Origin of the sequence: Rhodococcus sp. 06-1474-1B, assembly GCF_002258885.1 — a bacterium.
Taxonomy (GTDB): Bacteria; Actinomycetota; Actinomycetes; order Mycobacteriales; family Mycobacteriaceae; genus Rhodococcoides; species Rhodococcoides fascians.
In genome coordinates this window covers 378,561-405,098 of record NZ_NOYR01000021.1, presented here as the reverse complement: position 1 = coordinate 405,098, position 26,538 = coordinate 378,561, and the positions used below count along the sequence as shown (strand labels likewise).

The window sequence follows — 26,538 nt, the reverse complement described above, 5'->3', positions numbered from 1 at the left end:
TTTCCGCTCACGACCCGTAAGCCCGCAGATGCGCCACCTGCTCGGGATCGAGTGACGGCTTGACCGTCGCCCGAGCGGTGGCGACATCCTCGGCGGTGACGTCCGCTGCGTCCATCGACCGACGCATCGCCGTCAGTGCGGCCTCGCGCAGCAGGGCCGCGCAGTCCGCGGCGGAGTAGCCGTCCAGATCGCGTGCGAGGGATTCGAGATCCACATCCTCGGCGAGCGGGATCGACTTGCCCGACGCCTTCAGGATGTCCACTCGCGCATCGGCATCCGGCGGCGGGACGAAGACCAGGCGCTCGAGCCTGCCGGGCCGCAGTAGAGCCGGGTCGATCAGATCGGGCCGGTTCGTTGCGCCGAGAACGACGACGTCGCGCAGTGGTTCGACGCCGTCGAGCTCGGTCAGCAGAGCCGCGACCACTCGGTCGCCGACACCGGAATCCGAACTCTGCCCGCGACGCGGTACCAGGGCGTCTACCTCGTCGAGAAATATGAGCGAGGGGGCAGAGTCTCGGGCGCGCTGAAACAGTTCGCGCACAGCCTTTTCCGAGGACCCGACCCACTTGTCCATGAGTTCCGCGCCCTTGACCGAGTGCACGCTGAGCTGGCCCGAACTGGCCAGGGCGCGCACCAGAAACGTCTTGCCGCATCCGGGTGGGCCGTACAGCAGAACTCCGCGCGGCGGCTCGATGCCCAAGCGCGCGAACGAATCCGGATGACGCAGCGGCCACAGTACGGCCTCGGTCAGGGCCTGCTTGGTCTCGACCATGTCTCCCACGTCCTCGAGGGAGAGGCTGCCGATCGCCAATTCCTCGGCACCCGAGCGCGACAACGGCCGAATCACCTGCAACGCGCCGATCAGGTCGTCGTGCATCAGTGAGGCGGCCGTGGCATCGTTCGATGCCCGCGCAGCCGCTCGTAGCGCCGCTTCGCGCACCAGGGCAGCGAGATCGGCGACAACGAAACCTGGTGTCCGTGAGGCTATTTCGACAAGGTCGACATCACCCTGAGGGACCTTCTTCAGTAGATGCTCCAGTAACGCTCTGCGACCGGCGGCATCGGGGAGAGTGAGGGTCAGTTCGCGATCGCACAGATCCTGCCCACGCACTCTGGCGTCGGTGGCCTCGGGATGTGCAGTCGTGACGATCAGAGCGAAGCCCGGAGTGTCCACGGCACGGCGCAGCACATCGAGGACGAACGTCGACGCAGGCTCCGGATCGGACGGCAGCAACGCGTCGACATCGGTGATCAGCAGCACCCCCGCGCCGGTCAGTTCGTCCACCGCAGCAGTGACGCGTTCGACGCGAGCCGATGCCTCCAATGCGCCGATCGACGGCCCGTCCAGCACGACGCATCGCCGATCGCCGATGACGGCGCGTGCCAACGTCGTCTTGCCCACTCCGCCGGGGCCGGTGATCAGCACACCCAGATGCGGAGACGCGCCGAGGGTGGCGAGCAGTTCCGACTCGTCGAGCGCCAGTCGTAGCCACTCGGTGAGTTTGGCCTGTGCAGTGCTCACGCCCACCAGGTCGGCCGCGCTGACGCGTGGCGGGGCCGCAGCTCCGGGCGTCGGAACCGATGCGGCCGAGGCCGATTCGGGTGATCCCGAGGCGACCGTGCCGCGTCCCCAGCTCACCGCAGAATTGGGTTGCACGCTCACGGGACCGCCGGAGGGTTCGACGGCCGAGACCGTCAACAGTTCGGTCGTCCACGCCACCCCGAACGTTCGCGACAGTGCCTGCGTGGCCGTCGACGTCGATGTGCCGGGCCCCAGATCTCGGGGGAGGAGCGACACGGTGTCGCCCACGGTGAGGACCTTACCGAGTAGCGCTTGGCGCAGGGTGGCGTCGGAAATGGATCCGGTGGCCAGGGCCGACCCGGTGACCGTGACGGTTCTCGCCCCGTAGACCGTCACGGGAGCGACTGCCACAGAAGCATTTTCGCGTAGTCCGGCATTGGAGAGCGTGACGTCGTCGAGCAGCGCGGTACCCTGCGGGATTCCGCTGGGAGCCTCGGCAACCACCGCAGCCGTACGCCGAGAACCGATGAGCGAGACGGCATCCCATTCCCGCAGACCGAGCGCCGCCAAGACCTCGGGATGGAGCCGGACGACGCCTCGCCTGGCGTCGGCGGCCGAGGTGTTCAATCGGGTGGTGAGAACGAGCTCGGGGGTTCGGGATTCGGTCACACGTCCAACCTAATGGGGTCGTCAGCTGCGCGGTCGGCGAAGTCCCAGACGCGCCTGCGACCGGCGCGCGTTGCCGGGCGACCGTCGAATGGCGCGGCGTTCCGCGCGACGCTCGGCCGGCTTCGCATCCCACGTGTACGGGCGTGCAGCCGTCCAGCGCTGCGAGCGCACCGCGAACGGAATGTGCACGAGGTAGGCGAACACCAATCCCATCAGCAGGACCAGCGGGAAGGTGATGAGCGCGGCAGCGAGCAGCGCGACCAACACCAACAAACCGGCGGCCAAGCGCGGTGGCACCGAGACCGTCTTGAGCGCGAGAGTGGGGATGGTGCTCACGATCAGACCAGCGGTGAGGATCGACCAGCCGGCGACGACGTAGAACGAGGCCCACCAGCCGTCGCCGAATTCCTCGAACGCAGCGATCGGGGCGAGCGCGATGAGTGCACCTGCGGGTGCGGGGACCCCGGTGAAGAACTCGCGGGCGTACGCCGGGGTGTCGTCCTCGTCGAGCAGGGTGTTGAACCGGGCGAGTCGGAGCACGATGCTCACGGCGTACACCAGTGCGACGATCCAACCGCCACTACTGCCTTCGAGCAGAGTCACGTAGAGCACCAGGGCGGGCGCGACGCCGAACGAGATTGCATCGGACAGCGAATCCAGCTCGGCACCGATCTTGCTGGTGGCGTCGAGCAGTCGGGCGATGCGGCCGTCCAGTGCGTCGAGGATCGCAGCGGCACCGATCATCGCGAGCGCGGTTCCGAGTTGACCGTCGAGAGCGAACTTGACTGCCGACAGCCCGGAGCACAACGCGAGAATGGTGACGACCGACGGAAGCAGACGGATAGCAGCAGGCGGCTTGGCGCGTCTGGTGATCATGTCGTTTCTACTGGGGGAGCTCGGCGAGTACCGTCTCGGCACCGACCGCTCGTTGGCCGCGTTCGACGAGCAACGTCGTCCCGGCCGGGAAGTAGGTGTCGACGCGGGAGCCGAATCGGATCAGGCCGTACGTGTCGCCGATGGAGAGCACGTCTCCGACCTTCGCGTTGTTGACGATGCGTCGAGCGATGAGACCGGCGATCTGCACCACGCCGACGTGGTGACCGGAATCGGTCTCGATGTGCATGCTGTTGCGCTCGTTGACCTCACTGGCCTCGGCCAAGTCGGCGGACTTGAACTGGCCGCGGCGATGCACGACCTCGACCACGCGTCCGCCGACGGGGACACGCTGCACGTGCACGTCCAGAACGGACAGGAAGATGCTCACTCGCGGCACGGGCTGTGCACCGAGATCGAGCTCGGCGGGCGGGATCGCGGTGTCGACGAGGGTGACCAGGCCATCGGCGGGAGCGACGACGACGCCGGGCCGGTTCGGCGGCACCCGCGACGGGTGGCGAAAGAAGGTGGCGCAGGCTCCGGCGGCGACGAGCCCGGCATTGCGGACCCACTTCGACCGACGGCCGAGCACTGCGACGGCCAGGGGACCACCGACGAAGGGCAGTCCGGCGGGGTGCAGCGGTGGAACCGTTTCGCGAACCAGGTCGACGATGTGAGCCACTCCCGTGCGGGGTGGTTGATCAATCGGGGCGGGACGGCGTGCCACGGTCTCCTCTTACTGTCGGGTGAGCTCGGATGCGGGCAGGGATTGGACGCCGGGGGCTGATCGGACGGCGAACAAAACGACTGCCGGGGCCCTCACAGAGTACGTGAGCGGCCCCGGCAGTCGGGAAGTGCGAGTGAAATCAGACGCGGCTGCGACCGGTCACGAGCTTGACCAGGAACAGCAGGATGCATGCACCGAGGATGCAGGTGATGAAGCTGAAGATCAGGCCGCCACCTTCGACGTCGACGCCGAAGACCTTGAGCAGGTAACCGCCGATGAGGCCGCCGATGATGCCGACGACGATGTTCAGGATGATGCCCATCTGAGCATCGGTCTTCATGATCTTGCTGCCGATCCAGCCGGCGAGACCGCCGATGATGATCCAGCCGATGATTCCGAGACCCAACATGTGTTGCCCCCACTTTCCGTGTGTATCGATTGCTTGTCGAAACCACGGATGCCCAGGGGTAACAAACCTGAAACCTTCCTGAGAAAAGTTATTCTCGGCTCGACTTTTCGCTTTCGGTCTTGATGCGTCGGAGCGTGCTGTTCATGCCTTCGACCAACTCGACATCGAACTCCTCGATCCCGCCGAGGATCCGCTTGACCAGCAACGACGACACGGCCGAGGTGCCGCTGGGGGCTTCCCGCTTCTCGACGACGGTGGTTCCGGTTGCGGTCGGAGTGAGCGTGTACGACCAGATCGTCTTGTTCTCGACGATGCGGAACGCCAGTGCCTTGTTCGGCTCGAAGGTGACGACCTTGGCGCTGGTCGGCCACACGAGCAGGCCCTTGCGGTTGATGTTGAGCGTTCGGGTGCCCTTGCCGACGGGTCCGCCGAAGACCTTCATCTTCTTGCACTGCGGACTCCACTCGCCCATGCGCTGTAGGTCCGAGACGACCGACCACACGGCCTGCGGACTGGCATCGATGTCGATCGTGGCTTCGAGGGTCTTGCTCAACGTGGGCCTCCGGGTTGTAGGAATAGCTGCAACTGATCGTCACACCAATCGTGTGCATCCTATGTGGCCGTGACCACACTCGGCCACCATGTGAGTGAAACCTCGTAGCCCACTACGAACTTCCACTCACATGCGAGCGAAGCGAGCCAAGACGAACGCATACAGGCCGTACAACGCGATTCCCACGCCGGCGAGGATCAACAGAACCTGCCCGTACGGCTGGGCTCCCAGGGTCTTGACGGCACCATCGATTCCGGTGGCCTTCGACGGGTCCGACTGCAGTACCGCGACGACGACGAGTATTCCCGCGCCCACGAGCGCCGTGCCCTTGGCCGCGTATCCGGCGATACCGAGTTTGACGACCGCTCCGCTCTGGCTGCCTTCGAGGTCGTCGAGGAAATTCTTCGAGACGCCCTTGTAGACGTGGTATCCGCCGACGCCGATGACGACCAGGGCGATGACGATCAGCACGAGCTTGCCGCCACCGGATTCCATCAGTCGCGCCGAGTAGCCGGCGTTCTGTTGTCCGCTGGACTTACCGGATCCGGTCGCGAAACCGTAGGTAGAGAATGCGAAGGCGATGTAGACGACGGCCAGCGCCGCCGCCTTGAGTCGATCCATCGCGCTGCCCTCGTCGGAATCGGACTTCTTGCCGACGATGGCCTCGACGATGCGCCACAGGGCCAGTGCCACGAACGCGACGACGGCAACCCAGAGCGCGATCTTGCCGCCGGGCTTCTCGGCCAGTTCGGCGAGTGCTCCGGACTGGTCGGCGTTACCGCCCTGACCGAACGCCAATCGGATGGCGATGTATCCGATCAGGATGTGCAGCACTCCGCTGACGAAGTGTCCGGCCCGGGCCGCCTTCTCGAATGCACCGTTGTCCTGAACCGAATTGGCCAATGATTTTCCTGTAGCCGATTTGCCTGTTCCCGAATGTCCCGACGTGGATTTTCCCGACGTGTTCACGAACGTTCCCCGATCAGTTGATGTGGGCCGATGTTTACCCCACGGAGTGCGGGGAGAAACGGTCCTTCGGCGCGAAACGCCGTACGAGATCCCAGCCCGGCGTTAACGCCGGGCGGACACTGATCGATGTAGCAAGCGGAGTGTCGGGACCAACGAAGAAATTGTTCGGAGTGATCCACCGTGAAATTACAGTCGATAATGCGTCGTACCAGCAGTGATCTGCCCCTGTTGAAGACCGCCAGGATGAGCGGCAGTCCGCGTACCTGGCCGGCCGAGAAGCTCGAGCGGCTGCTCACCCCGCAGGAGATCGATCTGATCAGGCGCGGCCGAATCTGACCCTGCTGTTCCCAGGCTCGACGCCGTCACTCACCTCCCATAGGGGGTCCGGTGGTGGCATGCTCATGAGGTTGACGAGCACCAGTCCTGGAGGGTCATGAAACCGGTCATTCTCAGCGTCGACGACGATCCCGGAGTATCGCGTTCGGTCGCCCGCGACCTGCGCCGCCGGTACGGCGAGCAGTACCGCATCGTCCGGGCGGAATCCGGTGCCGGGGCGCTCGATGCGCTCAAGGAACTGACGTTGCGCGGCACTCCGGTCGCGATCCTGTTGGCCGACTACCGCATGCCGAACATGAGCGGCATGGAATTTCTCGAACAGGCCATGGATCTGTTCCCGACGGCGCGGCGAATCCTGCTCACCGCCTATGCCGACACCGACGCTGCGATCGACGCCATCAACGTCATCGATCTCGATTACTACCTGCTCAAGCCGTGGGATCCACCCGAGGAAAAGCTCTACCCCGTCCTCGACGCTCAGCTCGAAGCCTGGTGCGCGTACGACCACCGGGCCGTGGAGGACACCAAGATCGTCGGCCACCGCTGGTCTGCGCGGTCCTCGGAGATCAGGGAGTTCCTCGCCCGCAATCAACTGCCGTACCGCTGGTACATGTCCGACGAATCGGAGGGTGCGCGGCTGTTGGCGGCGGCCGGAGTGGCCGACGACCGGCTGCCGGTGGTCATCACCACCGAAGGTGACGCGCTGATCGAGCCGTCCGATGCCGAACTCGGCAACCGCCTGGGGCTGACGGTCTCACCGTCGGAAGAGTTCTACGACCTCGTTGTCATCGGCGGCGGCCCGGCCGGTCTCGGCGCTGCGCTCTACGGCGCGTCCGAGGGCCTGCGCACCACGTTGATCGAGCGCACCGCGACCGGCGGGCAGGCCGGGCAGAGTTCACGCATCGAGAACTACCTCGGCTTTCCCGACGGCGTCTCGGGCGCACAACTCGCGGAGCGGGCTCGGCGGCAGGCGCTGAAGTTCGGTGCCGAGGTGGTCACCACGCAGGACGTCGTGGCCCTGGAGACCAACGGCGCTGCACGGACCGTGCGATTCGCCGACGGCCGCAGCATCAGTGCCCAGACGATCATCCTGTCCACCGGCGTCGCCTACCGCCGGTTGGAGGCCCCCGGAATCGACGACTTCACCGGTCGCGGAGTGTTCTACGGCTCGGCGATGACCGAGGCAGCTCGCTGCGCCGAGCAGGACGTCTTCATCGTCGGCGGCGCGAACTCGGCCGGCCAGGCGGCGGTCTATCTCTCGCGGGGCGCGAGGTCGGTGACGATCCTTATTCGCGCGGCGTCCCTCGAGGCATCGATGTCGTACTACCTCATCAAGCAGATCGAGGAGAACCCGAAGATCAGCGTTCGGCCGTGCACCGAGGTCGTCGGCGTCTCCGGTGACGGGCACCTGGAGCAGATCGTGCTGCACAACAGGGCAACCGACGAGACGACGACGGTGGACGCGCAGTACCTGTTCCTGTTCATCGGCGCGGCACCGCGTACCGATTGGCTCGACGGCGTGCTGGTGCGTGACGATCACGGATTCGTGGTGACGGGCCCCGATCTGGTGGTCGACGGCCGCGGTCCTGCCGGGTGGACACCCGCGCGGTTGCCGCATCACCTCGAGACGAGCGTGCCGGGAGTGTTCGCGGCCGGTGACGTCCGGTCGGACTCGGCCAAGCGGGTTGCCTCGGCAGTGGGAGAAGGAGCGATGGCCGTGATGTTGGTGCACAGATACCTGGCAAATCCGTGAACGCGCCCCTGTGCGATCCGGAGGAGTTGCGGACGCTGTTCTTGTTCGAGCAGCTCACCGACGCACAGCTCGCCGAGCTGTGTCGAGACGGCCGTATCGAAACGATCGAGCCGGGGCCGGTGTACGCGGAGGGCGACCCAGCGACGTGCTTCTACGTGTTGATCGAGGGTTCGGTGGTGCTTTCGAAGCTGTCGGGCGGGGAAGACCTGGTGGTCAATCGCACCTCGCAGCGCGGGGTGTATGCCGGTGCGTGGCAAGCGTATCTGGGCGATCGAGTACCGCAGACCTACCAGGGTTCGATGCGGGTGACCGCGCAGTCCCGGTTCTTCGTCCTCGATGCCGACTGCTTCGCCTCGATCGTGCGCGAGTGGTTCCCGATGGCCCTCCATCTGCTCGAGGGATTGTTCTTCGGTAACCAGAACGCCAAGCAGGTCGTCGAGCAGCGAGAACGCTTGTTGGCGTTGGGTTCTCTGTCGGCCGGGTTGACGCACGAGCTGAACAACCCGGCCGCGGCCGCGGTGCGCGCAACATCCGCGTTACGGGATCGGGTGGCGCACATGCGGCAGAAGCTGGCGATGATTGCCGGCGGGACTCTCGATCGCTCGAGCTTGTCGCATCTGGTCGGACTGCAGAACGAGGCCGTGGAACTGGTGGCCAAGGCTCCGAAGCTCACCGCAATGGAAGCGTCGGACCGGGAGGACGAGCTCGGAGAGTGGTTCGACGACAACGGAATCGACGGGGGATGGGATCTGGCCCCCACTTTCGTCTCGGCGGGTCTCGACGTGCCGTGGCTGGATCGGGTGTCGGCGACGGTGGGGGATCCGGCGATGCTCGAAGGGGCGATCAGGTGGCTCAACTACACGGTGGAAACCGAGTTGTTGATGAACGAGATCTCGGATTCGACCACTCGGATCTCCACTCTGGTCGGCGCGGCCAAGCAGTATTCGCAGATGGATCGAGCGCCATACCAGACGGTGGATGTTCGGGAACTGCTCGACAGTACGCTGATCATGTTGGGGCGCAAGATCGGTGACGATATCCGCGTGGTGAAGGAATACGACCCGTCGGTGCCGCCGATTCCCGCATATGCCGCCGAGCTCAATCAGGTGTGGACCAATCTGATCGACAATGCGGTGCAGGCCATGGAGGGCCGCGGCTCGCTCACCGTCCGCACACTTCTCGACGACGATCAGGTGCAGATCGAGGTGTGCGATACCGGACCCGGTGTGCCGGAAGACATTCGGTCGCGAATATTCGAGCCGTTCTTCACCACCAAGGCCGTCGGTGAGGGCACGGGGCTCGGTCTGGACATCTCGTGGCGGATCGTGGTGAAGAAACATCAGGGCGATCTGCGAGTGGTGTCCCAGCCAGGGGACACCCGATTCATCGTGCGGCTGCCCGTTCATCCAGCAATCGAGGAGGCATCATGACAATCGACGGTATCGATCCGACAGTCCCGCCGTCCGGCCCGGGCTGCGTGGAGTGCGGGCAGACGCAGGGGTGGTGGGTGCATCTGCGACGGTGTGCGCAGTGCGGGCACATCGGGTGCTGTGATTCGTCTCCGTCGCAGCACGCCAGCAAGCATGCCGAGTCCACTCGGCACCAGTTCGTGCGCAGCTTCGAGCCCGGCGAGAACTGGTTCTACAACTACGAGGACGAGCAGATGTACGACGGGCCCGAACTTGCTCCGCCGCAACATCATCCGCTCGACCAGACGGTTCCGGGCCCTCGCGAACGGGTGCCCTCGAATTGGCAGAGTCTGATCAACTGAGTGGGCTGGGCCGACTGAACAGTCGACTTCGCGCGGATGAACACCGCAAATCGAGTGCGCACTGTGGGTAATCTCGCAGCATGACCTTGATTGCGGAGGACCTGCTGCTGTTGTTGCTCGACGACGAATCGGGCAAGCCATCGGCCGATTCCACCAAGTTGCCCCGTGTTCTCGCGGGTGCGCTGGTCGTCGAGCTCGCCCTGGGCGGGTCGCTCCGCATCACCGGTCCCGGTGAGCAGACCAAGAAGGACCACGTCGTCGTCGCGGGAGATCCGCCCGCAGACCCGTTGCTGCGCCGGGTGTTCGATCTGGTGGCAACGGCGTCGCGGCCGATGAAGCCGCAGAAGGTGATCGAGAAGTCGCAGAAGAATCTGGCGAAGGAACTGGCTGCGCGTCTGGTCTCGCAGGGCTTCGTCACCGAGAAGCAGGACAAGGTCTGGGGGCTCTTCCCGACGACGACGTGGCCGGCTCGCGATACCTCGCGGGAGAAGGTGCTGCGGGATGCACTGCGCAGCGCCCTCGTCGACGGCACGACGCCGACGCCGCACTCGGCTGCTCTGATCTCCCTGATCTCGGCAGTCGATCTGACGCACAAGGTCATCGTCGATGCCGACAAGAAGGTGCTGAAGACCAGGGCCAAACAGATCGCCGAGGGTGAGTGGGCGGGTGCAGCTGTCCGCAAAGCGGTCTCGGACGTCAATGCCGCGGTGACGGCAGCGATCATGGTGCCCGTCATCGTTTCGACCACGAGCAGCTGAGGCGAAAATGAGAAGTATTGCGATTCTGTTGTTCGACGACGTCGAGGTGCTCGATGCCTGCGGGCCGTTCGAGGTGTTCTCGGTGGCCAATCGGGTGGCCCAACGTGCCGGTAGCGCGGTGCCTTTCGACGTGACGCTCGTCGGGCTCGACGACGCAGCGGTACGCGCGCGAGGTGGGATGAGGATCGGCGTCGACACCACGATCGACGATCCACGGACCTACGACCTCGTCCTGGTTCCCGGGGGTGTCGTCGACGCGGTGGAAGCGGACGGCCGAGTTCTTCAGTGGCTGCAGCGACTTCGACCCACCGCAGAAGTTGTTGCATCGGTGTGCACCGGTGCCTTCGTTCTCGCCGCGGCGGGCCTGCTCGATTCGCGTCCGGTCACCACGCACTGGGAGGACCTCGACCTGTTGCGCACGCGCTGGCCCGCGCTGGCCGTGCACGAGGGAGTTCGATACATCGACCACGGTGATCTGGCGACGTCGGCCGGTATCAGTGCAGGCCTGGACCTTGCGCTGCATCTGGTCGCGCGGTGGACGAGCGCCGATCAGGCTCTCGCCACCGCGGGCCAGATGGACTACGACTGGTCAGGCGCTGAGCACCCGTAGGACCAGGGCGACGACGGCGAACACGGCCAGGCCTGCCGCCGGCCCGAATTGCTTGTCCTTGATGCGCAGGTGCGCGACGACTGCTCCGACGAAGTACGCGATGACGCCGATGGCTGCCGCGACTCCGATCGGCCATGCGAACAGGCCGACGAGCAGGCCGACGGCACCGAGGATCTCCGCGTAGGCCAACCACGGAATCTTGTCGGCGGGCACGCCCACCTGCTCGAGCATCGGGACGACGGAGGGATTGCGCGTCAGCTTTCCGACCGCGGAGAACGTGAGTGCCACGGCCAGCAGCACCGACACGACGACTGTTGCGATGAACATGAGCCCTGCTTTCATTTCTGAGGCCACTAGTGAATCAGAAGTGGCAAGGCAGACAGTAGCACTTCGGTACGGTGGGGTCATGGCCGCGAACGAACCTACTCACGAACCTCGTGCCTGCGACGGAGCCCTGACCAAAGCGTTCGGCTTCCTCGGCAAGCGATGGAACGGAATTCTGCTGGCCACCCTGATGAACGGGTCGATGGGATTCGCGGACCTACGCCGGGCCGTCGGTGGTATCAGCGATTCGGTGCTGTCCGAGCGGCTCGGAGAGCTCGGCAAAGCCGGCCTGGTCCAGCGAACAGTGGACAATGGACCGCCGCTCTCGGTGCAGTACAGCCTGACGCCGTCCGGTGCGGCGCTGCTGCCGTCCCTGCAAGCACTGACCGACTGGGCTTCGAAAAACCTCTGACCCCCGCGAACATGTCGCGAGGGTCAGAGATCGGTGGGTGAGAAGGTGCTCAGTCCGCGTTCTTGCTGACGTTCTGGCCTTCGGCCGAATCTGCGAACTCCTGGGTGTCGAACACTTCGCCGCCCAGGGGATCGACCGGTGCGTTGTCACCGGAGTACTCGACCGCACCCGTCTCGGGGTGAATCTCGAGTTGTTCGGTGGGCACCTCGTGCACCGCCAGTACGACGCTGCCGTCCGTGCGCGGCGGCGTCACCCCTTCCCGAGACGGTGCCAGGCCGGAGAATGTCGACGAAATTCCGGCACTCACTCGCTTGCGTGCCGCCGGTGACACCGGTGCCGCCTCGGGCTCGTCCTCCCCGACATCGGGTGTCGCGGTGACGCGCAAGTACCGCGGGGTGGTGGCGACGTCGTAGCGGAAGGCCTTGAGCATCGACACGCATGCCAGCACCAACACGATCGAGAACGGTACTGCCGTGGCTATCGACATCGTCTGCAGGGCAGTCAGAGAACTGGTTCCTCCGATCAGCAGCAGCACGGCCGCAGCCACGCCCTGCAGGACGGCCCAGTACACCCGCGTGATCTTCGGGGTTTCCAGCTCGCCGCCGGTCGCGAGGATGTCGATCACCAGCGAACCGGAGTCCGAGGACGTCACGAAGAAGAACACGATCACAGCAATGGCGATGACGCTGGTCAACGCCGCAATCGGCAGACCGTCGAGCACCTGGAACAGGCTGGTGTTGGTGTTCACGGCCCCTTCGGCGTCGAGCAGATCGCCGTCGTTTCGTTGCCGCAGAATGCCCGTGTCACCGAAGATCGTGAACCACAGCGAACCGACGATGGTCGGTGCCAGGAGTACGCCGAAGACGAATTCACGGATGGTGCGACCGCGCGAGATGCGGGCGATGAACATGCCGACGAAGGGTGCCCAGCTCATCCACCAGCCCCAGTAGAAGATGGTCCAGCCGCCGGCCCAACCGTCGTCGGAGAACGGAGAGGTGCGCAGCGCCAACTCGGGCAGGGCCTGGACGTAACCGCCGAGATTCTGCACCCAGGACTGCATCAGGAACAGCGTCGGGCCGAGGAGCAGCACGAACAGGGCGAGCGCAGCTGCCAGACCCATGTTGATGTTGGACAGCCACTTGAGGCCCTTGGACACTCCACTGACCACCGAGAAGGTGGCGATGCCGGTGATGGCGGCGATGAGCAGGATGACGAACCAGTTGGTGGTCTCCACCCAGCCGAGGTACTCCAGCCCCGCGGAGATCTGCTGCACACCGAATCCGAGCGAGGTCGCCACACCGAACAGGGTGCCGACGATGGCGACCGTATCGATGGTGTGCCCGATTGCACCCTCGATGCGCTTGCGGCCCAGCAGTGGCTCGAGCAGCCAACGCACGGTCAGCGGGCGACCCTTGCGGTAGGTCATGTACGCCATACCGAGGCCGACGACCACGTAGATGGCCCATGCGTGCAGACCCCAGTGGAAGAGCGTCAGCTCCATCGCCTGGCGTGCGGACGCGTCGGTGCTGCCGGGGATGCCTCCGGCCTCGGGTGGTGTCACGTAGTGCGAAAGGGGCTCGGCGACGCCGTAGAACACCAGGCCGATTCCCATGCCGGCGCTGAAGAGCATCGCGAACCAGGACAGGACGCCGAACTCCGGCTTCTCGTCGTCTCGGCCCAGGCGAATGTTGCCGACCCTACTGAGGCCGCAGTACAGCGCGAACAGTACGAAGCCGGTCGCGGCGAGGATGTACCACCAGCCGACGCCGGACGTGATCGCCTTGTTGAGTGTGTCGAACGAATCCGCCGCGGTGCTCGAATAGACCACGGAGAAGGCGATCATGACGAAGATGATGATGGACGCGGGCACGAAGACCGGTTTGAGCAGTCCTCCCCACGCTTCCTTCACAGCTTTCATTTACTTGACTTCCTTTGAACTCGAGTCACGGTGATCGGCTGACCACTATCGGTATGCCGCTATATTTCTCTTGTTTCGGTCAAGTACCGGTAAACACCATAAGCGACATCGGCGCTGGTGGCGAAACTGCCGCACGCCCCGGCGGCAACACCGAGTCGCTCGAATGCGCTCCTCGGACTACAGTTCTGTCGATGCTGCGGCCTCGTCCGATCGTCCCTCTCGTGAGCCTGTGGGCTGTGAGTGAGGCTGCGCAGCAGGTGATTCCATGACGCCCGGCCAGCTGCAGCCGGGTGCGGAGTTCGCCGGCTTCCGGGTGCAGCGTCGCCTCGGGGTCGGCGGCATGAGTGAGGTGTACCTCGTACTCGGCCGGGGACACGATCGGCTCGAAGCTCTGAAGATCCTCGACCACGACGCCTCGCGCTCGCCGCGACTGCGCACCAAATTTCGGACCGAGGCCACGGTGGCCGAGCTGCTGGTGCATCCGAACATCGTGTCGGTGCACGAACACGGTGAATTCGAGGGCCAGTTGTGGATGTCGATGCACTACGTCGACGGGTACAGCGCGGCACGGTTGGTCGCTCGCGGTCAGATCGCTCTCGACGTCTCCCGTGTGGCGCGCATCGTCGCCGAGGTGGCCAAGGGGCTCGACTACGCCCACTCGAACGGCGTCCTGCACCGCGACGTCAAGCCGTCGAACATCCTCATCTCCACCGAGCGAGTGGACGGGTACGAGCAGGTGTTGTTGTCCGACTGGGGAATTGCGCGTCTGGTCGACGACTCGACGCCGCTGGTCGTCGGCGGAACTGTACTGGCGTCCATCCACTACGCGGCACCGGAACTGCTTCGCGGGGGAGTGCTGAGCGCGCAGACCGACGTCTACGCATTGGGGGCGACGCTGGTCGAATTGCTGACCGGGCGAACGCCGTACCCGTTGGCCACGCCGCTCGCGATCACCGCCGCACATCTGTCGGCCGAACCGCCTGCGGTGACGAGGCGTCGGCGATCACTGCCGCGGGGTCTCGACGCGGTGGTCGCACGCGCGTTGGCCAAGGACCCGGCGGATCGATTCCAGACCTGTGTGGAGCTTGCCGATGCCGTGGCTGCTGCTATTTCTGCCGGAGTGCCGGAGCCGCCGGCGCGACGCTCACCGTTCACCCGCTCGCGATGGCTCAGGTTTTCTTGACTCCATGAGCAGGGCCCCGCATCGGGTCGATGCGGGGCCCTGGCTCGAGAGGGGGTTGGGAAGGGTCACTCCTCCGGTTCGGTCGGACGGTTGGCCACCACCGGGTACTGGCCGGTGTAGCCCATTCGTTCCTCGGCCACCGAGAGCACCTTGGTGCGCACCAGGAACCAGCCGCCGATCAGTGCGGGGATGATGACGACGAGGGTCGCGATGGTCCACGAGCCGATCGGGGCATCGAAGGCCATCAGGACCAGCACGCCGAACAGGAACACCAGCGTCGCGTAGCTCGTGTACGGCGCACCGAACAGTCGGAACTTGGGCCGCTTCAGGATGCCCTTCTTGGACCAGCGGTACAGCTGAATCTGGCACAGCACGATGGTCGCCCAGCTGGCGATGATGCCCAGTGCGGACATGTTCAGCACGATCTCGAAGGCCTCGCCGGGGGCGATGGCGTTGAGGGCGACACCGAACAACGTGATGAAGCAGGTCAGCAGAATGCCGCCGAACGGTACTCCGCCCTTGGTCATCTTCTTGGTGAACTCCGGTGCGCTGCCGTTCATCGCCATCGACCGCAGGATTCGGCCGGTCGAATAGAGACCGGCATTGAGGCTGGACAGCGCCGCGGTGAGCACCACGATGTTCATGATGGTGCCCGCGCCGCCGAGGCCGATGCTCGAGAAGAACGTCACGAACGGCGAGGTACCGGCCTGATATGCGGTGTACGGCAACAGTAGTGCGAGCAGTACCAGCGAGCCGACGTAGAACAGTGCGATACGGGCGATGACCGAGTTGATCGCCCGCGGCATGATCTTCTCCGGGTTCTCGGTCTCACCGGCGGCGGTACCCACCAGTTCCACTGCAGCATAGGCGAACACGACGCCCGAGATGACGATGACCAGGGGCCACGCGCCGGACGGGAACAGACCGCCGTTGTCGGTGATCAAGCTGATTCCGGGCATCTCGGAGCCGACGGGGATGCGGCCGGCCAGGAAGACGATGCCGACGATCAAGAAGGTCACCAGCGCGATGACCTTGATCATGGCCGCCCAGAACTCCATTTCACCGAACCACTTGACCGACACCAGGTTCAGGCTCATCACCAGAACCAGTGCGACCAAGGCGATGGCCCACTGCGGAATCACCTCGAAACTTCCCCAGTAATGCATGTAGGTCGCGATGGCCGTGACGTCGACGATGGCTGTCATCGCCCAGTTGAGGAAGTACATCCACCCGGCGACGAATGCGGCCTTCTCGCCGAAGAACTCGCGAGCGTACGAGACGAAGCTGCCCGACGACGGGCGGTGCAACACCAATTCGCCGAGGGCGCGGAGAATGAAGAAGACGAAAATTCCACAGAGGGCGTAGGCGAGGAACAGGCCGGGGCCGGCACTGGCGAGGCGTCCGCCCGCGCCGAGGAACAGGCCGGTGCCGATTGCGCCACCGATCGCGATCATCTGCAACTGTCGAGGTTTGAGGCCCTTGTGGTAGCCCTCTTCCTCGTGGTCCATCGCCGAGTTGTCGTACGACGTGTCGACCGTATCGGACATGTTCGATCCTCACTGTCGCTTTTGCGGGGGTTTGTCCGAATTTTTCGGTGTCGAAACCGTTGTCGCTCAACGGTATTTGCGTCGCGGGTCCGATGCGCAGTATTCGGATGTTAACAATGCGTACAGGTGTGAACAGTGTGTGACGAATGCCGGGTCTGCTGAGCATCTGCTCGAGACCTGCGTCCCGCGGTGGCGTCGAGCATGGGGGGTGCGGTGGTTCGCCGGCGGCGGACGACCTTGCACTCACCATGGGCGAGTGCTAGAAATGCAGTTGGCACTCTCGACACGTGAGTGCCAGGTCGGGACACGGTGAGGCCGGGGAATCAACGACACCCCTGGTCGTCCGTCGCGGGCACCGAGCTCGGCCAGCAATGTGTCACCCCCAATCCGGAGGATCACTTCGCAATGGCCAAGATCATCGCGTTCGACGAAGAGGCACGCCGTGGCCTCGAGCGAGGCCTCAATGCCCTCGCCGACGCAGTAAAGGTGACGTTGGGCCCCAAGGGTCGCAACGTCGTACTCGAGAAGAAGTGGGGAGCTCCCACGATCACCAACGATGGTGTTTCCATCGCCAAGGAGATCGAGCTCGAAGATCCCTACGAGAAGATCGGTGCCGAGCTCGTCAAGGAGGTCGCCAAGAAGACCGACGACGTCGCAGGCGACGGCACCACCACCGCTACCGTTCTCGCTCAGGCACTCGTCCGTGAAGGCCTGCGCAACGTCGCAGCCGGCGCGAACCCGCTCGGCCTCAAGCGCGGCATCGAGAAGGCTGTTGCAGCCGTCACCGAGTCGCTGCTCGCGTCCGCCAAGGAGATCGACACCAAGGAGCAGATCGCTGCTACCGCTGGCATCTCCGCAGGCGACCCGTCCATCGGCGAGCTCATCGCCGAGGCAATGGACAAGGTCGGCAAGGAAGGCGTCATCACGGTCGAGGAGTCCAACACCTTCGGCCTGCAGCTCGAGCTCACCGAGGGCATGCGCTTCGACAAGGGCTACATCTCGGCGTACTTCGCCACCGATGCAGAGCGTCAGGAAGCCGTCCTCGAAGACGCGTACATCCTGCTCGTCAGCTCCAAGATCAGCACCGTCAAGGACCTGCTGCCGCTGCTGGAGAAGGTCATCCAGTCCGGCAAGCCGCTCGTCATCATCGCCGAGGACGTCGAGGGCGAAGCTCTCTCCACCCTCGTGGTGAACAAGATCCGTGGCACCTTCAAGTCCGTCGCCGTCAAGGCTCCCGGATTCGGTGACCGCCGCAAGGCTCAGCTCGCCGACATCGCCATCCTCACGGGCGGCGAGGTCATCAGCGAAGAGGTCGGCCTCTCCCTGGAGACCGCCGGACTCGAGCTGCTCGGTCAGGCACGCAAGGTCGTCATCACCAAGGACGAGACCACCATCGTCGAGGGCTCGGGAGATTCCGACGCCATCGCCGGTCGCGTCAACCAGATCCGCGCCGAGATCGAGAACTCCGATTCCGACTACGACCGCGAGAAGCTGCAGGAGCGCCTGGCCAAGCTGGCCGGTGGCGTTGCAGTCATCAAGGCCGGAGCGGCAACCGAGGTCGAGCTCAAGGAGCGCAAGCACCGCATCGAAGATGCCGTGCGTAACGCCAAGGCAGCCGTCGAAGAAGGCATCGTCGCCGGTGGCGGCGTGGCACTGCTCCAGGCAGCGCCCGCACTCGACAACCTCAAGCTCGACGGTGACGAGGCAACCGGCGTGAACATCGTTCGCGTCGCACTGTCCGCCCCGCTCAAGCAGATCGCATTCAACGCAGGCCTCGAGCCCGGCGTCGTTGCGGACAAGGTCTCCAACCTGCCAGCAGGTCACGGCCTCAACGCCGCGACCAACGAGTACGAGGACCTGCTCGCTGCAGGCATCAACGACCCGGTCAAGGTCACCCGCTCGGCACTGCAGAACGCAGCGTCCATCGCGGCTCTGTTCCTCACCACCGAGGCCGTCGTCGCCGACAAGCCCGAGAAGGCCGGAGCGCCCGCTGGCGATCCGACCGGTGGCATGGGCGGCATGGACTTCTGAGTCCAGCCCCTCGCTGAAAAAGCCCGACTCCCTTTCGAGGGGGTCGGGCTTTTTCGTGTGCGGTAGTCAGTCCTGGTGATACGCGATGTTGACGACGTTGCCGTCGGGAGCGCGAACGAAGAAGCGGCGCACACCCCACGGCTCGGTCGTCAATGGGTGCACGATCTCGTAGCCCAGTTTCTGCGCTTCGGCGTACGCGCCATCGACATCGTCGGTGTGCACCGACATCACCGAATCCTCGGGTGCGCTCCGATCGCTCGTCACCAGCTGAACGCTGACCGGGCGGTCGGGTGACGACAGCCGCGCGACCCACCCCATATCGAACTCCTCGGATTTCAGACCGAGGAACTCGGTGTAGAACGATTTGGCCTCGTCGACGTCCGGAACCCGCAGGTTGGTGATGATGCTCATTGTTTTCATCGAACTCCCTTTCCGGACGTGGGCCGGTCGGAGACCCGGGAGGTTCGACGCTAGCAGCGGAGTTGTCGGCTGTTCGGTGGTTAGTGTGGGGCATGACGCGAATCCGCTCGATGACGGTCGCACTCGCTCTGGCAGCGGCCCTCGCGGGCTGCTCCACCTCCGGAACTGCCACGCCCGTATCGGCACCGACCACAACCGATGTCACCGCCACCACCGAGCGCGCCGAGCCGACGTCTACAACGCCAACCACTACCTCGAGTGCCGCCGAGCCGTACGTCGTCGGCAGTACGCGCATCACCGGATCGACAGCGCGTGCGACCTACGACGTCGCGATTCCACAGCTGAGCGGCGGCAATCCGGCCGTGACAGCCGAATTCAACGAGTCGATGCGCGCGGCGTTGCAGGACCAGATCGACCGCGATTACGGGAACGACTTCGCTCTCAGCGACGGCTACTCGACGGGTACGACCTACGTCGGGCGGCGCGTGATCAGTGCCGAACAGATCACGAGTTGGATCGCCGTACCGCCCGGAGCGCACGGTAACTCACTGCTTGCGACCGTGACGATCGACGCCGATACCGCACAGCCGATCACTCTCGGTGATGCCTTCACCGACCTCGATGTGGGCCTGTCTCGACTGTCCGATCGAGCAGCGGCAATTCTCCCGTCCACCCGCGCGGGCGGCAGCTTCGAGCGCTCGGGCATCGAACCGACGGTGGCCAACTTCGGGAACTGGACGGCATCGCCGGAAGGTATGAACATTCACTTCGGGGACTACCAGGTGGGGGCCTATGGCATCGGCCTCATCACGATCACCGTCCCGTGGTCCGACCTCTCGGACGTCCTCGCTCCCGGCATGCAAGACGTGCTGGGCAGCTGACCCTCAGCCCGGCAATGCGAGCATGGACCCATGATGATTCGCGCAGGGGTGCTGGAGGTTGCGTACGACCGCGTCGGTGATCCGTCGGGTCGATCGGTGGTGCTGATGCACGGGTTTCCCTACGACCCGCGCGGGTACGACGATGTCGCCCGGTTGCTCGCCCAGTCCGGTTACGACGTGGTGGTGCCGTACCTGCGCGGCTTCGGACCGACTCGCTTCGTCGACGCGGGCACGATGCGCTCGGGTGAACAGGCTGCGATCGGCCACGACCTTCGCGGGCTGATTATCGCCCTGGAGCTGAACGAGCCCATCGTCGCGGGCTACGACTGGGGTGGCCGAGCGGCGTGCGTCGTCGCCGCGCTGTGGCCGGAATTGGTGTCCGGTCTGGTGAGCGTGTCCGGGTACCTCGTGCAGGACATCAAGGCGGCAGTATCCACGCCCGTGCTGCCGCACCTCGAGAAGCGGTACTGGTATCAGTACTACCTGCACTCCGAGCGCGGCCGGGCCGGGCTCGCGGCCTACCGCGCCGAAATCGCCCAGACTCTGTGGACGGATTGGTCGCCGACATGGAGGTTCGGGGACTCCGAATTCGCGGCCACCGCGCCCTCGTTCGACAACCCCGATTTCGTGGATGTGTCCGTGCATTCCTATCGGCACCGATACGGCATCGAGGCGGGGGACATCGCTTACGCCGCGACGCAGGACTTGCTGACACGGCAACCGGCGATCACGGTGCCCACGGTCGTGATCGATCCGACCGAGGACACCGTCGCCTCGCTGTACGGCCGCCCGGACCACGCGGCGCACTTCACCGACCTGATCGATGTTCGTCAGGTCGAGTGCGGCCACAACCCGCCCCAGGAGTTGCCGGGGCAGTTCGCCGACGCCGTCATGACGCTCGGCCAGGTGATCCGGGATCGCGAAAGGGATTAGACGAACGAACTAGTCGACCGCGAGTTCGCCCAGTTCGTTCCAGTCGGTGCCGTCTACTTCCTGGCTGATGATCTTCGGCGTCTCCTGCAGGTACGGCGGAAGATCCTTCTGGGCCTGCTTGAAGTGATCCGAATTCACATGGGCGGCACCGGCATCCGGGTCCTTGAACGCCTCCACGAGGACGTACTCGGTGGGGTCGTCGAGGGTGCGGGACCAGAAGTACCAGAGGCACCCTTCCTCGGCCTGGCAGGCTTCGGTGAAATCGCGCGAGATCTCGGGCCAGTTGTCGGCGTGCTCGGGCTTCACCTTGAACTTGGCGGTGATGAAGATCAACGTTGCTCCCTGTGTTCGATGTGACCGTAGTCGGTGTGGTGCTGGGGGGTACTACCCGATTTCACGGTACGAGAATCGCGCGGCCGCGAACTCGTCCGTTGTCGAGGTCGTCGATGGCGCTCTGGAAGTCGTCCAAGGCGTACGTCTGCGTGTGCAGGTTGACGGCACCACGGGCGGCGAGTGACATCAGATCGCACAGGTCGTTGTAGGACCCGACGAGATTGCCGACGATGTTCTTCTCCGCCGACACCAGGTCTATGGTCGGCACGTCGACGTTCTCTCCGTACCCGATGACGTGATAGTCGCCGGCCCGCCTCGTCATGGCCAATCCCTCTGCGGTGGAACCGTTCTCGCCGACGAAGTCGAGTACCACCTCGGCTCCGAAGCCGCCGGTGAGTTCCATGACCTGATCGACCTGACTGCCGTCGGCGACCACCGCATGATCGGCCCCCAAGGTGAGCGCCAGTTTCACGGCGTCGGCATTGCGGTCGATGACGATCAGCTCGGCGGGCGACAGTGCCTCGAGTACCTGAATACCGATGTGGCCGAGGCCGCCTGCTCCGATGACGACGCACTTGTCGCGTGGAGTCAGACGCCGGGCCGCCTTCGCGGCCGCGTGATATGCCGTCAGGCCGGCATCGGCAAGCGCAGCGACTGCGGACGGTTCGAGTGAATCGTCGATCTTGACAACGGTTCGAGCATTGGTCCGCAGATAGTCGGCGTATCCGCCGTTGGTGTCGATACCCGGGAAATCGCTCGTCTCGCAGTGGACGTCATCGCCAGAGCGGCACGCCCGACACAACCCGCACGTGACGAGTGGATGCAGAATCACCTTGTCGCCCTCGCGGACATTGGTGACGGCCGATCCGACGGCGTGGACCCACCCGGCGTTCTCGTGGCCGATCGTGTAAGGCAGTGTGACGCCGGACTTCTCGGCCCACTGGCCTTCGAGGATGTGCAGATCGGTACGGCAGACGCCTGCGCCACCGATCCTGACGATGACGTCGAGTGGGCCCTGTACTTCTGGAATCGGAACCTCGGTCATCTCCAGATTCTTGTGATATCCGACGACCTGGACGGCGCGCATCGAACTCATGAAACATGCTCCTGTGTAGTGCGGAGGGGGACAGTGAGAGTGGTGAGAGGAACGAACGCGCCCTCTTCACGAGGGACTTGCTGTTCCTCTGCGCCGGGGTAGCGGGTCTGCAGCAATCCGCGGCAGAAGTGCGCATTACCGTCGATCGAAACGCGGGTGGCGCGGGCGCGTCGCATCACCATCGTCAGGTCGCCGGTGTGGGGACGACCCGCATGATCGACCAGTGCCGGTGCGGCCGGATCGGTCCGCAGGCCGAGAGCCTCGCGGCGGCGAAGCAGCGCGGTCGAGGTGCGATCGTCCGGTAGATCTCCGAGAACCACTGCGGCCAAGTCGTTCTCGGTCGAGTCGGGATTGGCGCGCAACCACGCCATGAGCGACCGTTCCATCGCCGCCACATAGGCCTTGCGGCGAAACGTCGCGCGTAGTTCCTCGAGATCCTCCTCGGCCTCGTGTCCGAAGGTGCCGCGGTAGCCGGCGTCGGCGGCGAGGCCGGCATTGATCTTGTCCGAGTCGTGGTGATCGTCGAGTTCGACGAGAACGTGCTCGGTCCACGGCAACGCCGTCAGCACGTCCTTGGAGTCTCCCGCCATCAGATACGCGAAGTTCGGTGAGCAGAACGACGTCGGCAGTCGAAGATGAACGTGCACTGCGCCGTCGTCGACGTCGAGGGATCGCACGAACCCGAGATCGGTGATGGGCTCGTCCAATTCGGGATCCAGGACGACGCCGAGCGCGGCGTAGGCCTCGTCGTGCCTCGACAGGGTTGCAACGACCGTCATCTCACACCGCCGCAAGGTCGGCGCGTTCGGGCTGACGCGGTCCGGTCTCGGTTTCGTTCGCGTCGGGCAGCTGCAGCTCGGCGGGCACCGGGATGTCGTACAGCTTGGCGGCGTTCAGTCCGAGCACCTTCTTCTTCTGTTCGAGCGTGATCGGCGCGTACTCGTCCAGGGACTCGTGGATCTGGAAGTCGACGAATCCTTCGACCAGCCACTTGGGCGTCCACAGCGCGTAGTCCGAGGAGAAGAAGATGCGGTCCTCGCCGAGCCAGTAGAGCAGCTCGCCCATGATCTGACCGAAGTACTTCGGGCGCGTGTGCATGAACGGGATGGCGACCGCGAGGCCGGCATACACGTTGGGCTCCTGGGTGGCAATCCAGCAGAAGTCCTCGAGTCGCGGCAGTCCGCAGTGTTCGACGACGAAGTTCAGATCGGTGAAGTCGGTGGCCACGTGGTCGACGTCCGCCACGTCGAACGCATCGCGATCGAGCGGGCGGATGGTGGGTCCCTTGTGCACGTGGATGTTCTTGATGCCGACTTCGCGGCACACCTCGAGGTAGCGCCGCGTCCAGTCGTCGTCGAGCTTGTAGCCGCGGGAGTCACCGTGCCACTCGGCGGTGTAGAGCTTGACGCCCTTGAGTCCGAAGCGTTCTGCGTCGGCACGTAGCTGGTCCAGGCCACGTTCGCCGTTGCGTGGGTCGAAGTGATGGTTGTAGGTCAGCTTGTCCGGGTGAGCCGCAGCGAGCGCCGATGCCTCGTCGGTCTGGCCGAACCCGCGGTGATAGAACTCGCCCAGGTGAGCGGGCTGGAAGATGGCGTGGTCGACGTATCCGATCTCGAACAGGTCGCGCATCAACCGATCGCCGCCCTGGTAGAGGTACTCGTCGTAGGTCCACAGCTCGCTCTCGGGGGAGAGGTTGCGGTGGTAGTCGTAGAAGCAGTCGATGAACTGCTTGCCGTGGATGTTGCGCTGGTTTTCCTGCCGCGCATCCCAGAGCGCGACGTGGGCGTCCACGATGAAGTAGTTCTCGCCGTTCTTGCTGTACATGGCTGACCTCCAGAGACTGTGCGTGACGTCTGTCACAAGCGATCTGTGGATGACGGTAGGCGCGGCGGAGGCTCGACGAAGTGGCGTGATGTCTCAATTCGAGACGCTGGTTTCGGATCCATGGCGACCAGCGAATGTAACCTGAATCACATGGCAGATCCCGAGGGTCTCGTACGGGCCCGCTTGCACTCGGAGCCCCTCGCTGCCGTGTCGCATCGGTTGCTCGCATCGTGGCACCGAAGCCAGGAATTCGGAGTGCCACTCGAAGACGTCGTACCCGCATTTTCGGGCACCTACGACGGCGAATCGCTGTTCTACCGATGTGGGCGCGAGGTGCTCGACGGACTGCGCGACACGTTGGCGAACGAGCCGGTGTCGATGATGCTGACCGACGCCGACGGTCTGGTGCTAGATCGAGTGAGCGCGGACCGCGAGCTGTTGGCCGCGCTCGACCGTGTGCATCTGGCCCCCGGCTTCTCGTACGGCGAGAACCAGGCGGGCACCAACGGTCTCGCCCTCGCGCTCGCCGATCGAATTCCGGCAGTGGTGCGCGCCTCGGAGCATTACTCGCTCTCGCTCACCGGATACACCTGCGCCGCGGCACCGGTGCTGAACCCGATGACGGGCACCGTGGAGGGCTGCGTCAACCTCACGACGTGGTCGGAGTCGTCGACGGATCTGCTGCTGGCCCTTGCTCAGTCGGCGGCAGGGAACACCGCGGCGATGATGCTCGCGCGAGCGCAGGGACAGCACGCGCGTCCGGCTCCACGTGGGACGGTCTTCCGCGTCGAAGCGTCGTCGGGTCGGCCGGGTGCGGGCAGCGTCCCGACGCTGTCGACGCGGTGGAATCAGGCTCTCGCGTCCTCCGAAACAGCTCTGAGCCAACATGATTCGGTCCTGCTGGTGGGAGAACCGGGAACCGGACGTGCCACGATTCTGGCCCGAGCGCTGCGTACCATCCGCCCACGGGGTCGAATTCTGAGTGCCGGAGTTCCGGCGGCACGAGACGTCGATGCCTGGCTGGACCTGTGGACGCCCGAGCTACCCAAGCCGGACACCGCCGTTATCGTCCGCGACGTGGACCGTCTTCCGGCGCGAGGGGCAGACGCGTTGGCGGAACTGATCTCTCGTGTCGGTGACGGCGTGCCCGTCACCCTGACGGCCTCCGATTACGACGCTGTTCCCGCTGCCCTGGCGCAGTTGGTGCGTTCGGTCGTCGAGGTCCCGCCGCTGCGCGATCGGCCCGAGGACATCGCTCCGCTCGCTCGGCATCTGGCATTGCGGGCACGTGGACGCGAGGTCAGCCTGACCGGCGACGCCGAACGAGCCCTCGTCGGATATTCGTGGCCGGGGAACGTCACCGAGTTGGCGACGGTGATGCACGAGGCGGCGGTCCGCGCCGACGTCGTCGGCGTCAATCACCTGCCGCCCGAGGTGCTTTCGCGGACCACCCAACGTCTGACACGAATCGAGACGTTCGAGCGCGACGAGATGATTCGAGTACTCAGCCGGCCCGGCATCACGATGAATCAGGCGGGCGAGGAACTGGGAATGAGTCGGGCCACGATCTACCGCAAGCGAGACCGCTACGGCATCACGCTGCGTTCCCACACGTAGCTCCGGTGGACCTGCGAGAAAATCTTCGACTTCCGAGCGCGCGCGGCCGCGGGTACATCTAGTGTCGCTGGTATGGCATCTCCGGCAATAGAACTCGAGGTGGGCACGCGCACGGTGCGCATTTCCAACCCCGATCGGGTGTATTTCCCCGAGAGCGGTGCCACGAAGCTGGACCTGGTGAACTACTACCTGAGCGTCGGCGACGGCATCGTCCGCGCGTTGCGGGAGCGGCCGTGCATGATGCATCGCTTCCCCAAGGGCCTCGCCGGTGAAAAAGTGCACCAGAAGCGGGTGCCGCACGGAGCCCCGCCGTGGTTGGAGACCGTCGAGGTGACGTTCCCCCGCTACAACCGCACCGCGGACGAGCTGTGCGTGACCGAATTGGCGCACGTCGCGTGGGCGGTGCAGATGTCCACGGTGGAGTTCCATCCGTGGAACTCGCGCCGCGCCGACGTCGAGATGCCCGACGAATGGCGCATCGACCTCGATCCGATGCCCGACTGCCCCTTCGATCGGGTGCAACGCGTCGCCGGTGTCGTGCAGGACGTGCTCGGTGACCTCGGCGCAGTCGGCTGGCCCAAGACCTCGGGCGGTCACGGCCTGCACATCTACGTTCGCATCGACCCCGCGCACGGCTTCAAGGACTTACGAAGGGCTGCACTGGCATTCGCGCGGGAGGTGGAGCGCCGCGCACCCGAGGACGTGACGACGACGTGGTGGCGCAAGGATCGCGACCCGTCGAAGTTGTTCGTCGATTACAACCAGAATGCGCGCGACCACACGATCGCCAGCGCGTATTCGGTGCGGGGAAACCCGAAAGCGACTGTGTCGACGCCCATTTCGTGGGCCGAGGTACCCGACGTCGATCCACGCGAGTTCACGATCTTCACCGTGCCGGTCAGATTCGCCGAACTGGGCGACCTGCATGCGGGTATCGACGACGCGGTGTACGCAATCGACGAGCTACTCGAATGGGCGGAACGCGACGAGCATCAGGGCCTGACGGAGCCCGAGGAGTAGCCGAACTCGAAGTTATGGACGGAAATCGGCAGAAATTCGTCCATAACTT

General features: G+C 64.8%; 26 protein-coding genes. 12 read left to right on the top strand and 14 right to left on the bottom strand.

Features of this window, described 5'->3' with window-relative positions; all coding sequences use genetic code 11:
* Nucleotides 1-7: 7 nt before the first annotated feature.
* The 6 genes from CH266_RS08895 to CH266_RS08870 all read right to left on the bottom strand — a co-directional run bounded on the left by CH266_RS08895 (nt 8) and on the right by CH266_RS08870 (nt 5,656).
* Nucleotides 8-2,191, bottom strand: a complete 2,184-nt coding sequence (locus CH266_RS08895) for an AAA family ATPase (protein WP_094715112.1) — start codon at nt 2,189-2,191, stop codon at nt 8-10.
* Nucleotides 2,192-2,212: 21 nt separating this feature from the next.
* Nucleotides 2,213-3,067, bottom strand: a complete 855-nt coding sequence (locus CH266_RS08890; protein WP_027498461.1) for a CDP-alcohol phosphatidyltransferase family protein — start codon at nt 3,065-3,067, stop codon at nt 2,213-2,215.
* A 7-nt stretch (nt 3,068-3,074) separates the two neighbouring features.
* A complete protein-coding gene (locus CH266_RS08885) occupies nt 3,075-3,791 on the bottom strand; it encodes a phosphatidylserine decarboxylase (RefSeq protein WP_032369829.1) in 717 nt (238 codons plus the stop codon).
* A 139-nt stretch (nt 3,792-3,930) separates the two neighbouring features.
* On the bottom strand, nt 3,931-4,200 hold the full coding sequence (locus CH266_RS08880) for a GlsB/YeaQ/YmgE family stress response membrane protein (protein ID WP_027498459.1): 270 nt from the start codon (nt 4,198-4,200) through the stop codon (nt 3,931-3,933).
* Nucleotides 4,201-4,288: 88 nt separating this feature from the next.
* Nucleotides 4,289-4,753 carry an SRPBCC family protein gene (locus tag CH266_RS08875; RefSeq protein ID WP_032369828.1) on the bottom strand — a complete coding sequence of 155 codons (465 nt, stop codon included), beginning with the start codon at nt 4,751-4,753 and terminating at the stop codon, nt 4,289-4,291.
* A gap of 126 nt (nt 4,754-4,879) precedes the next feature.
* The gene (locus CH266_RS08870; RefSeq protein WP_176457042.1) at nt 4,880-5,656 is read right to left on the bottom strand and encodes a DUF1206 domain-containing protein; all 777 of its coding nucleotides are present in this window, start codon (nt 5,654-5,656) and stop codon (nt 4,880-4,882) included.
* Between the two features lie 499 nt (nt 5,657-6,155).
* On the opposite strand from CH266_RS08870, the gene CH266_RS08865 reads away from it, so the two are divergent.
* From CH266_RS08865 to CH266_RS08845, 5 genes are all read left to right on the top strand, one after another.
* Nucleotides 6,156-7,811, top strand: a complete 1,656-nt coding sequence (locus CH266_RS08865; protein WP_027498456.1) for an FAD-dependent oxidoreductase — start codon at nt 6,156-6,158, stop codon at nt 7,809-7,811.
* Complete coding sequence (locus tag CH266_RS08860) at nt 7,808-9,241, top strand: ATP-binding protein (protein ID WP_094715110.1); 1,434 nt, start codon at nt 7,808-7,810, stop codon at nt 9,239-9,241. Before CH266_RS08865 ends, CH266_RS08860 begins: the two co-directional genes overlap by 4 nt.
* Nucleotides 9,238-9,582 (top strand): UBP-type zinc finger domain-containing protein, encoded by a 345-nt coding sequence (locus CH266_RS08855; RefSeq protein ID WP_094715109.1) that lies wholly within the window; start codon nt 9,238-9,240, stop codon nt 9,580-9,582. Before CH266_RS08860 ends, CH266_RS08855 begins: the two co-directional genes overlap by 4 nt.
* A gap of 80 nt (nt 9,583-9,662) precedes the next feature.
* Nucleotides 9,663-10,340, top strand: a complete 678-nt coding sequence (locus CH266_RS08850) for a GOLPH3/VPS74 family protein (protein ID WP_094715108.1) — start codon at nt 9,663-9,665, stop codon at nt 10,338-10,340.
* A gap of 7 nt (nt 10,341-10,347) precedes the next feature.
* The gene (locus CH266_RS08845) at nt 10,348-10,950 is read left to right on the top strand and encodes a DJ-1/PfpI family protein (RefSeq protein ID WP_027498452.1); all 603 of its coding nucleotides are present in this window, start codon (nt 10,348-10,350) and stop codon (nt 10,948-10,950) included.
* On the opposite strand, the gene CH266_RS08840 is transcribed toward CH266_RS08845, so the two are convergent.
* On the bottom strand, nt 10,930-11,277 hold the full coding sequence (locus CH266_RS08840) for a DoxX family protein (RefSeq protein WP_094715238.1): 348 nt from the start codon (nt 11,275-11,277) through the stop codon (nt 10,930-10,932). The two genes, CH266_RS08845 and CH266_RS08840, sit on opposite strands and share 21 nt — an antisense overlap.
* Before the next feature lie 79 nt (nt 11,278-11,356).
* On the opposite strand from CH266_RS08840, the gene CH266_RS08835 reads away from it, so the two are divergent.
* Complete coding sequence (locus CH266_RS08835; protein ID WP_032365146.1) at nt 11,357-11,686, top strand: winged helix-turn-helix transcriptional regulator; 330 nt, start codon at nt 11,357-11,359, stop codon at nt 11,684-11,686.
* 49 nt (nt 11,687-11,735) lie between these two features.
* On the opposite strand, the gene CH266_RS08830 is transcribed toward CH266_RS08835, so the two are convergent.
* Nucleotides 11,736-13,604 carry a BCCT family transporter gene (locus CH266_RS08830; RefSeq protein ID WP_094715107.1) on the bottom strand — a complete coding sequence of 623 codons (1,869 nt, stop codon included), beginning with the start codon at nt 13,602-13,604 and terminating at the stop codon, nt 11,736-11,738.
* Nucleotides 13,605-13,869: 265 nt separating this feature from the next.
* On the opposite strand from CH266_RS08830, the gene CH266_RS08825 reads away from it, so the two are divergent.
* On the top strand, nt 13,870-14,787 hold the full coding sequence (locus CH266_RS08825) for a serine/threonine-protein kinase (protein ID WP_094715106.1): 918 nt from the start codon (nt 13,870-13,872) through the stop codon (nt 14,785-14,787).
* A gap of 65 nt (nt 14,788-14,852) precedes the next feature.
* Here the strand turns inward: CH266_RS08825 and CH266_RS08820 are convergent, their stop codons facing one another.
* Nucleotides 14,853-16,334 (bottom strand): amino acid permease, encoded by a 1,482-nt coding sequence (locus CH266_RS08820; protein WP_027498447.1) that lies wholly within the window; start codon nt 16,332-16,334, stop codon nt 14,853-14,855.
* Between the two features lie 405 nt (nt 16,335-16,739).
* Between CH266_RS08820 and groL the strand changes: the two genes are divergently transcribed.
* Complete coding sequence (gene groL / locus CH266_RS08815) at nt 16,740-18,365, top strand: chaperonin GroEL (protein ID WP_008713461.1); 1,626 nt, start codon at nt 16,740-16,742, stop codon at nt 18,363-18,365.
* Nucleotides 18,366-18,431: 66 nt separating this feature from the next.
* Here the strand turns inward: groL and CH266_RS08810 are convergent, their stop codons facing one another.
* Entirely contained in the window at nt 18,432-18,785 is a 354-nt protein-coding gene (locus tag CH266_RS08810) for a VOC family protein (RefSeq protein ID WP_094715105.1), read from the bottom strand.
* 92 nt (nt 18,786-18,877) lie between these two features.
* Between CH266_RS08810 and CH266_RS08805 the strand changes: the two genes are divergently transcribed.
* The gene (locus CH266_RS08805) at nt 18,878-19,666 is read left to right on the top strand and encodes an RsiV family protein (RefSeq protein WP_094715237.1); all 789 of its coding nucleotides are present in this window, start codon (nt 18,878-18,880) and stop codon (nt 19,664-19,666) included.
* A 30-nt stretch (nt 19,667-19,696) separates the two neighbouring features.
* Complete coding sequence (locus CH266_RS08800; RefSeq protein ID WP_094715104.1) at nt 19,697-20,599, top strand: alpha/beta fold hydrolase; 903 nt, start codon at nt 19,697-19,699, stop codon at nt 20,597-20,599.
* Nucleotides 20,600-20,608: 9 nt separating this feature from the next.
* Here CH266_RS08800 and CH266_RS08795 read toward each other — a convergent pair whose 3' ends face one another.
* The 4 genes from CH266_RS08795 to CH266_RS08780 all read right to left on the bottom strand — a co-directional run bounded on the left by CH266_RS08795 (nt 20,609) and on the right by CH266_RS08780 (nt 23,852).
* Nucleotides 20,609-20,932, bottom strand: a complete 324-nt coding sequence (locus CH266_RS08795) for a putative quinol monooxygenase (protein ID WP_032382260.1) — start codon at nt 20,930-20,932, stop codon at nt 20,609-20,611.
* 61 nt (nt 20,933-20,993) lie between these two features.
* Nucleotides 20,994-22,019, bottom strand: a complete 1,026-nt coding sequence (locus tag CH266_RS08790; protein ID WP_027498442.1) for an NAD(P)-dependent alcohol dehydrogenase — start codon at nt 22,017-22,019, stop codon at nt 20,994-20,996.
* Nucleotides 22,020-22,024: 5 nt separating this feature from the next.
* On the bottom strand, nt 22,025-22,807 hold the full coding sequence (locus tag CH266_RS08785) for an iron-sulfur cluster assembly protein (RefSeq protein WP_052054751.1): 783 nt from the start codon (nt 22,805-22,807) through the stop codon (nt 22,025-22,027).
* 1 nt (nt 22,808) lies between these two features.
* Entirely contained in the window at nt 22,809-23,852 is a 1,044-nt protein-coding gene (locus tag CH266_RS08780; protein WP_094715103.1) for an amidohydrolase family protein, read from the bottom strand.
* Between the two features lie 150 nt (nt 23,853-24,002).
* On the opposite strand from CH266_RS08780, the gene CH266_RS08775 reads away from it, so the two are divergent.
* Together CH266_RS08775 and ligD are read left to right on the top strand one after the other, a co-directional pair.
* Nucleotides 24,003-25,469 (top strand): helix-turn-helix domain-containing protein, encoded by a 1,467-nt coding sequence (locus tag CH266_RS08775; protein WP_051365423.1) that lies wholly within the window; start codon nt 24,003-24,005, stop codon nt 25,467-25,469.
* A 72-nt stretch (nt 25,470-25,541) separates the two neighbouring features.
* A complete protein-coding gene (ligD, locus tag CH266_RS08770; RefSeq protein ID WP_032382261.1) occupies nt 25,542-26,489 on the top strand; it encodes a non-homologous end-joining DNA ligase in 948 nt (315 codons plus the stop codon).
* Nucleotides 26,490-26,538 lie beyond the last annotated feature (49 nt).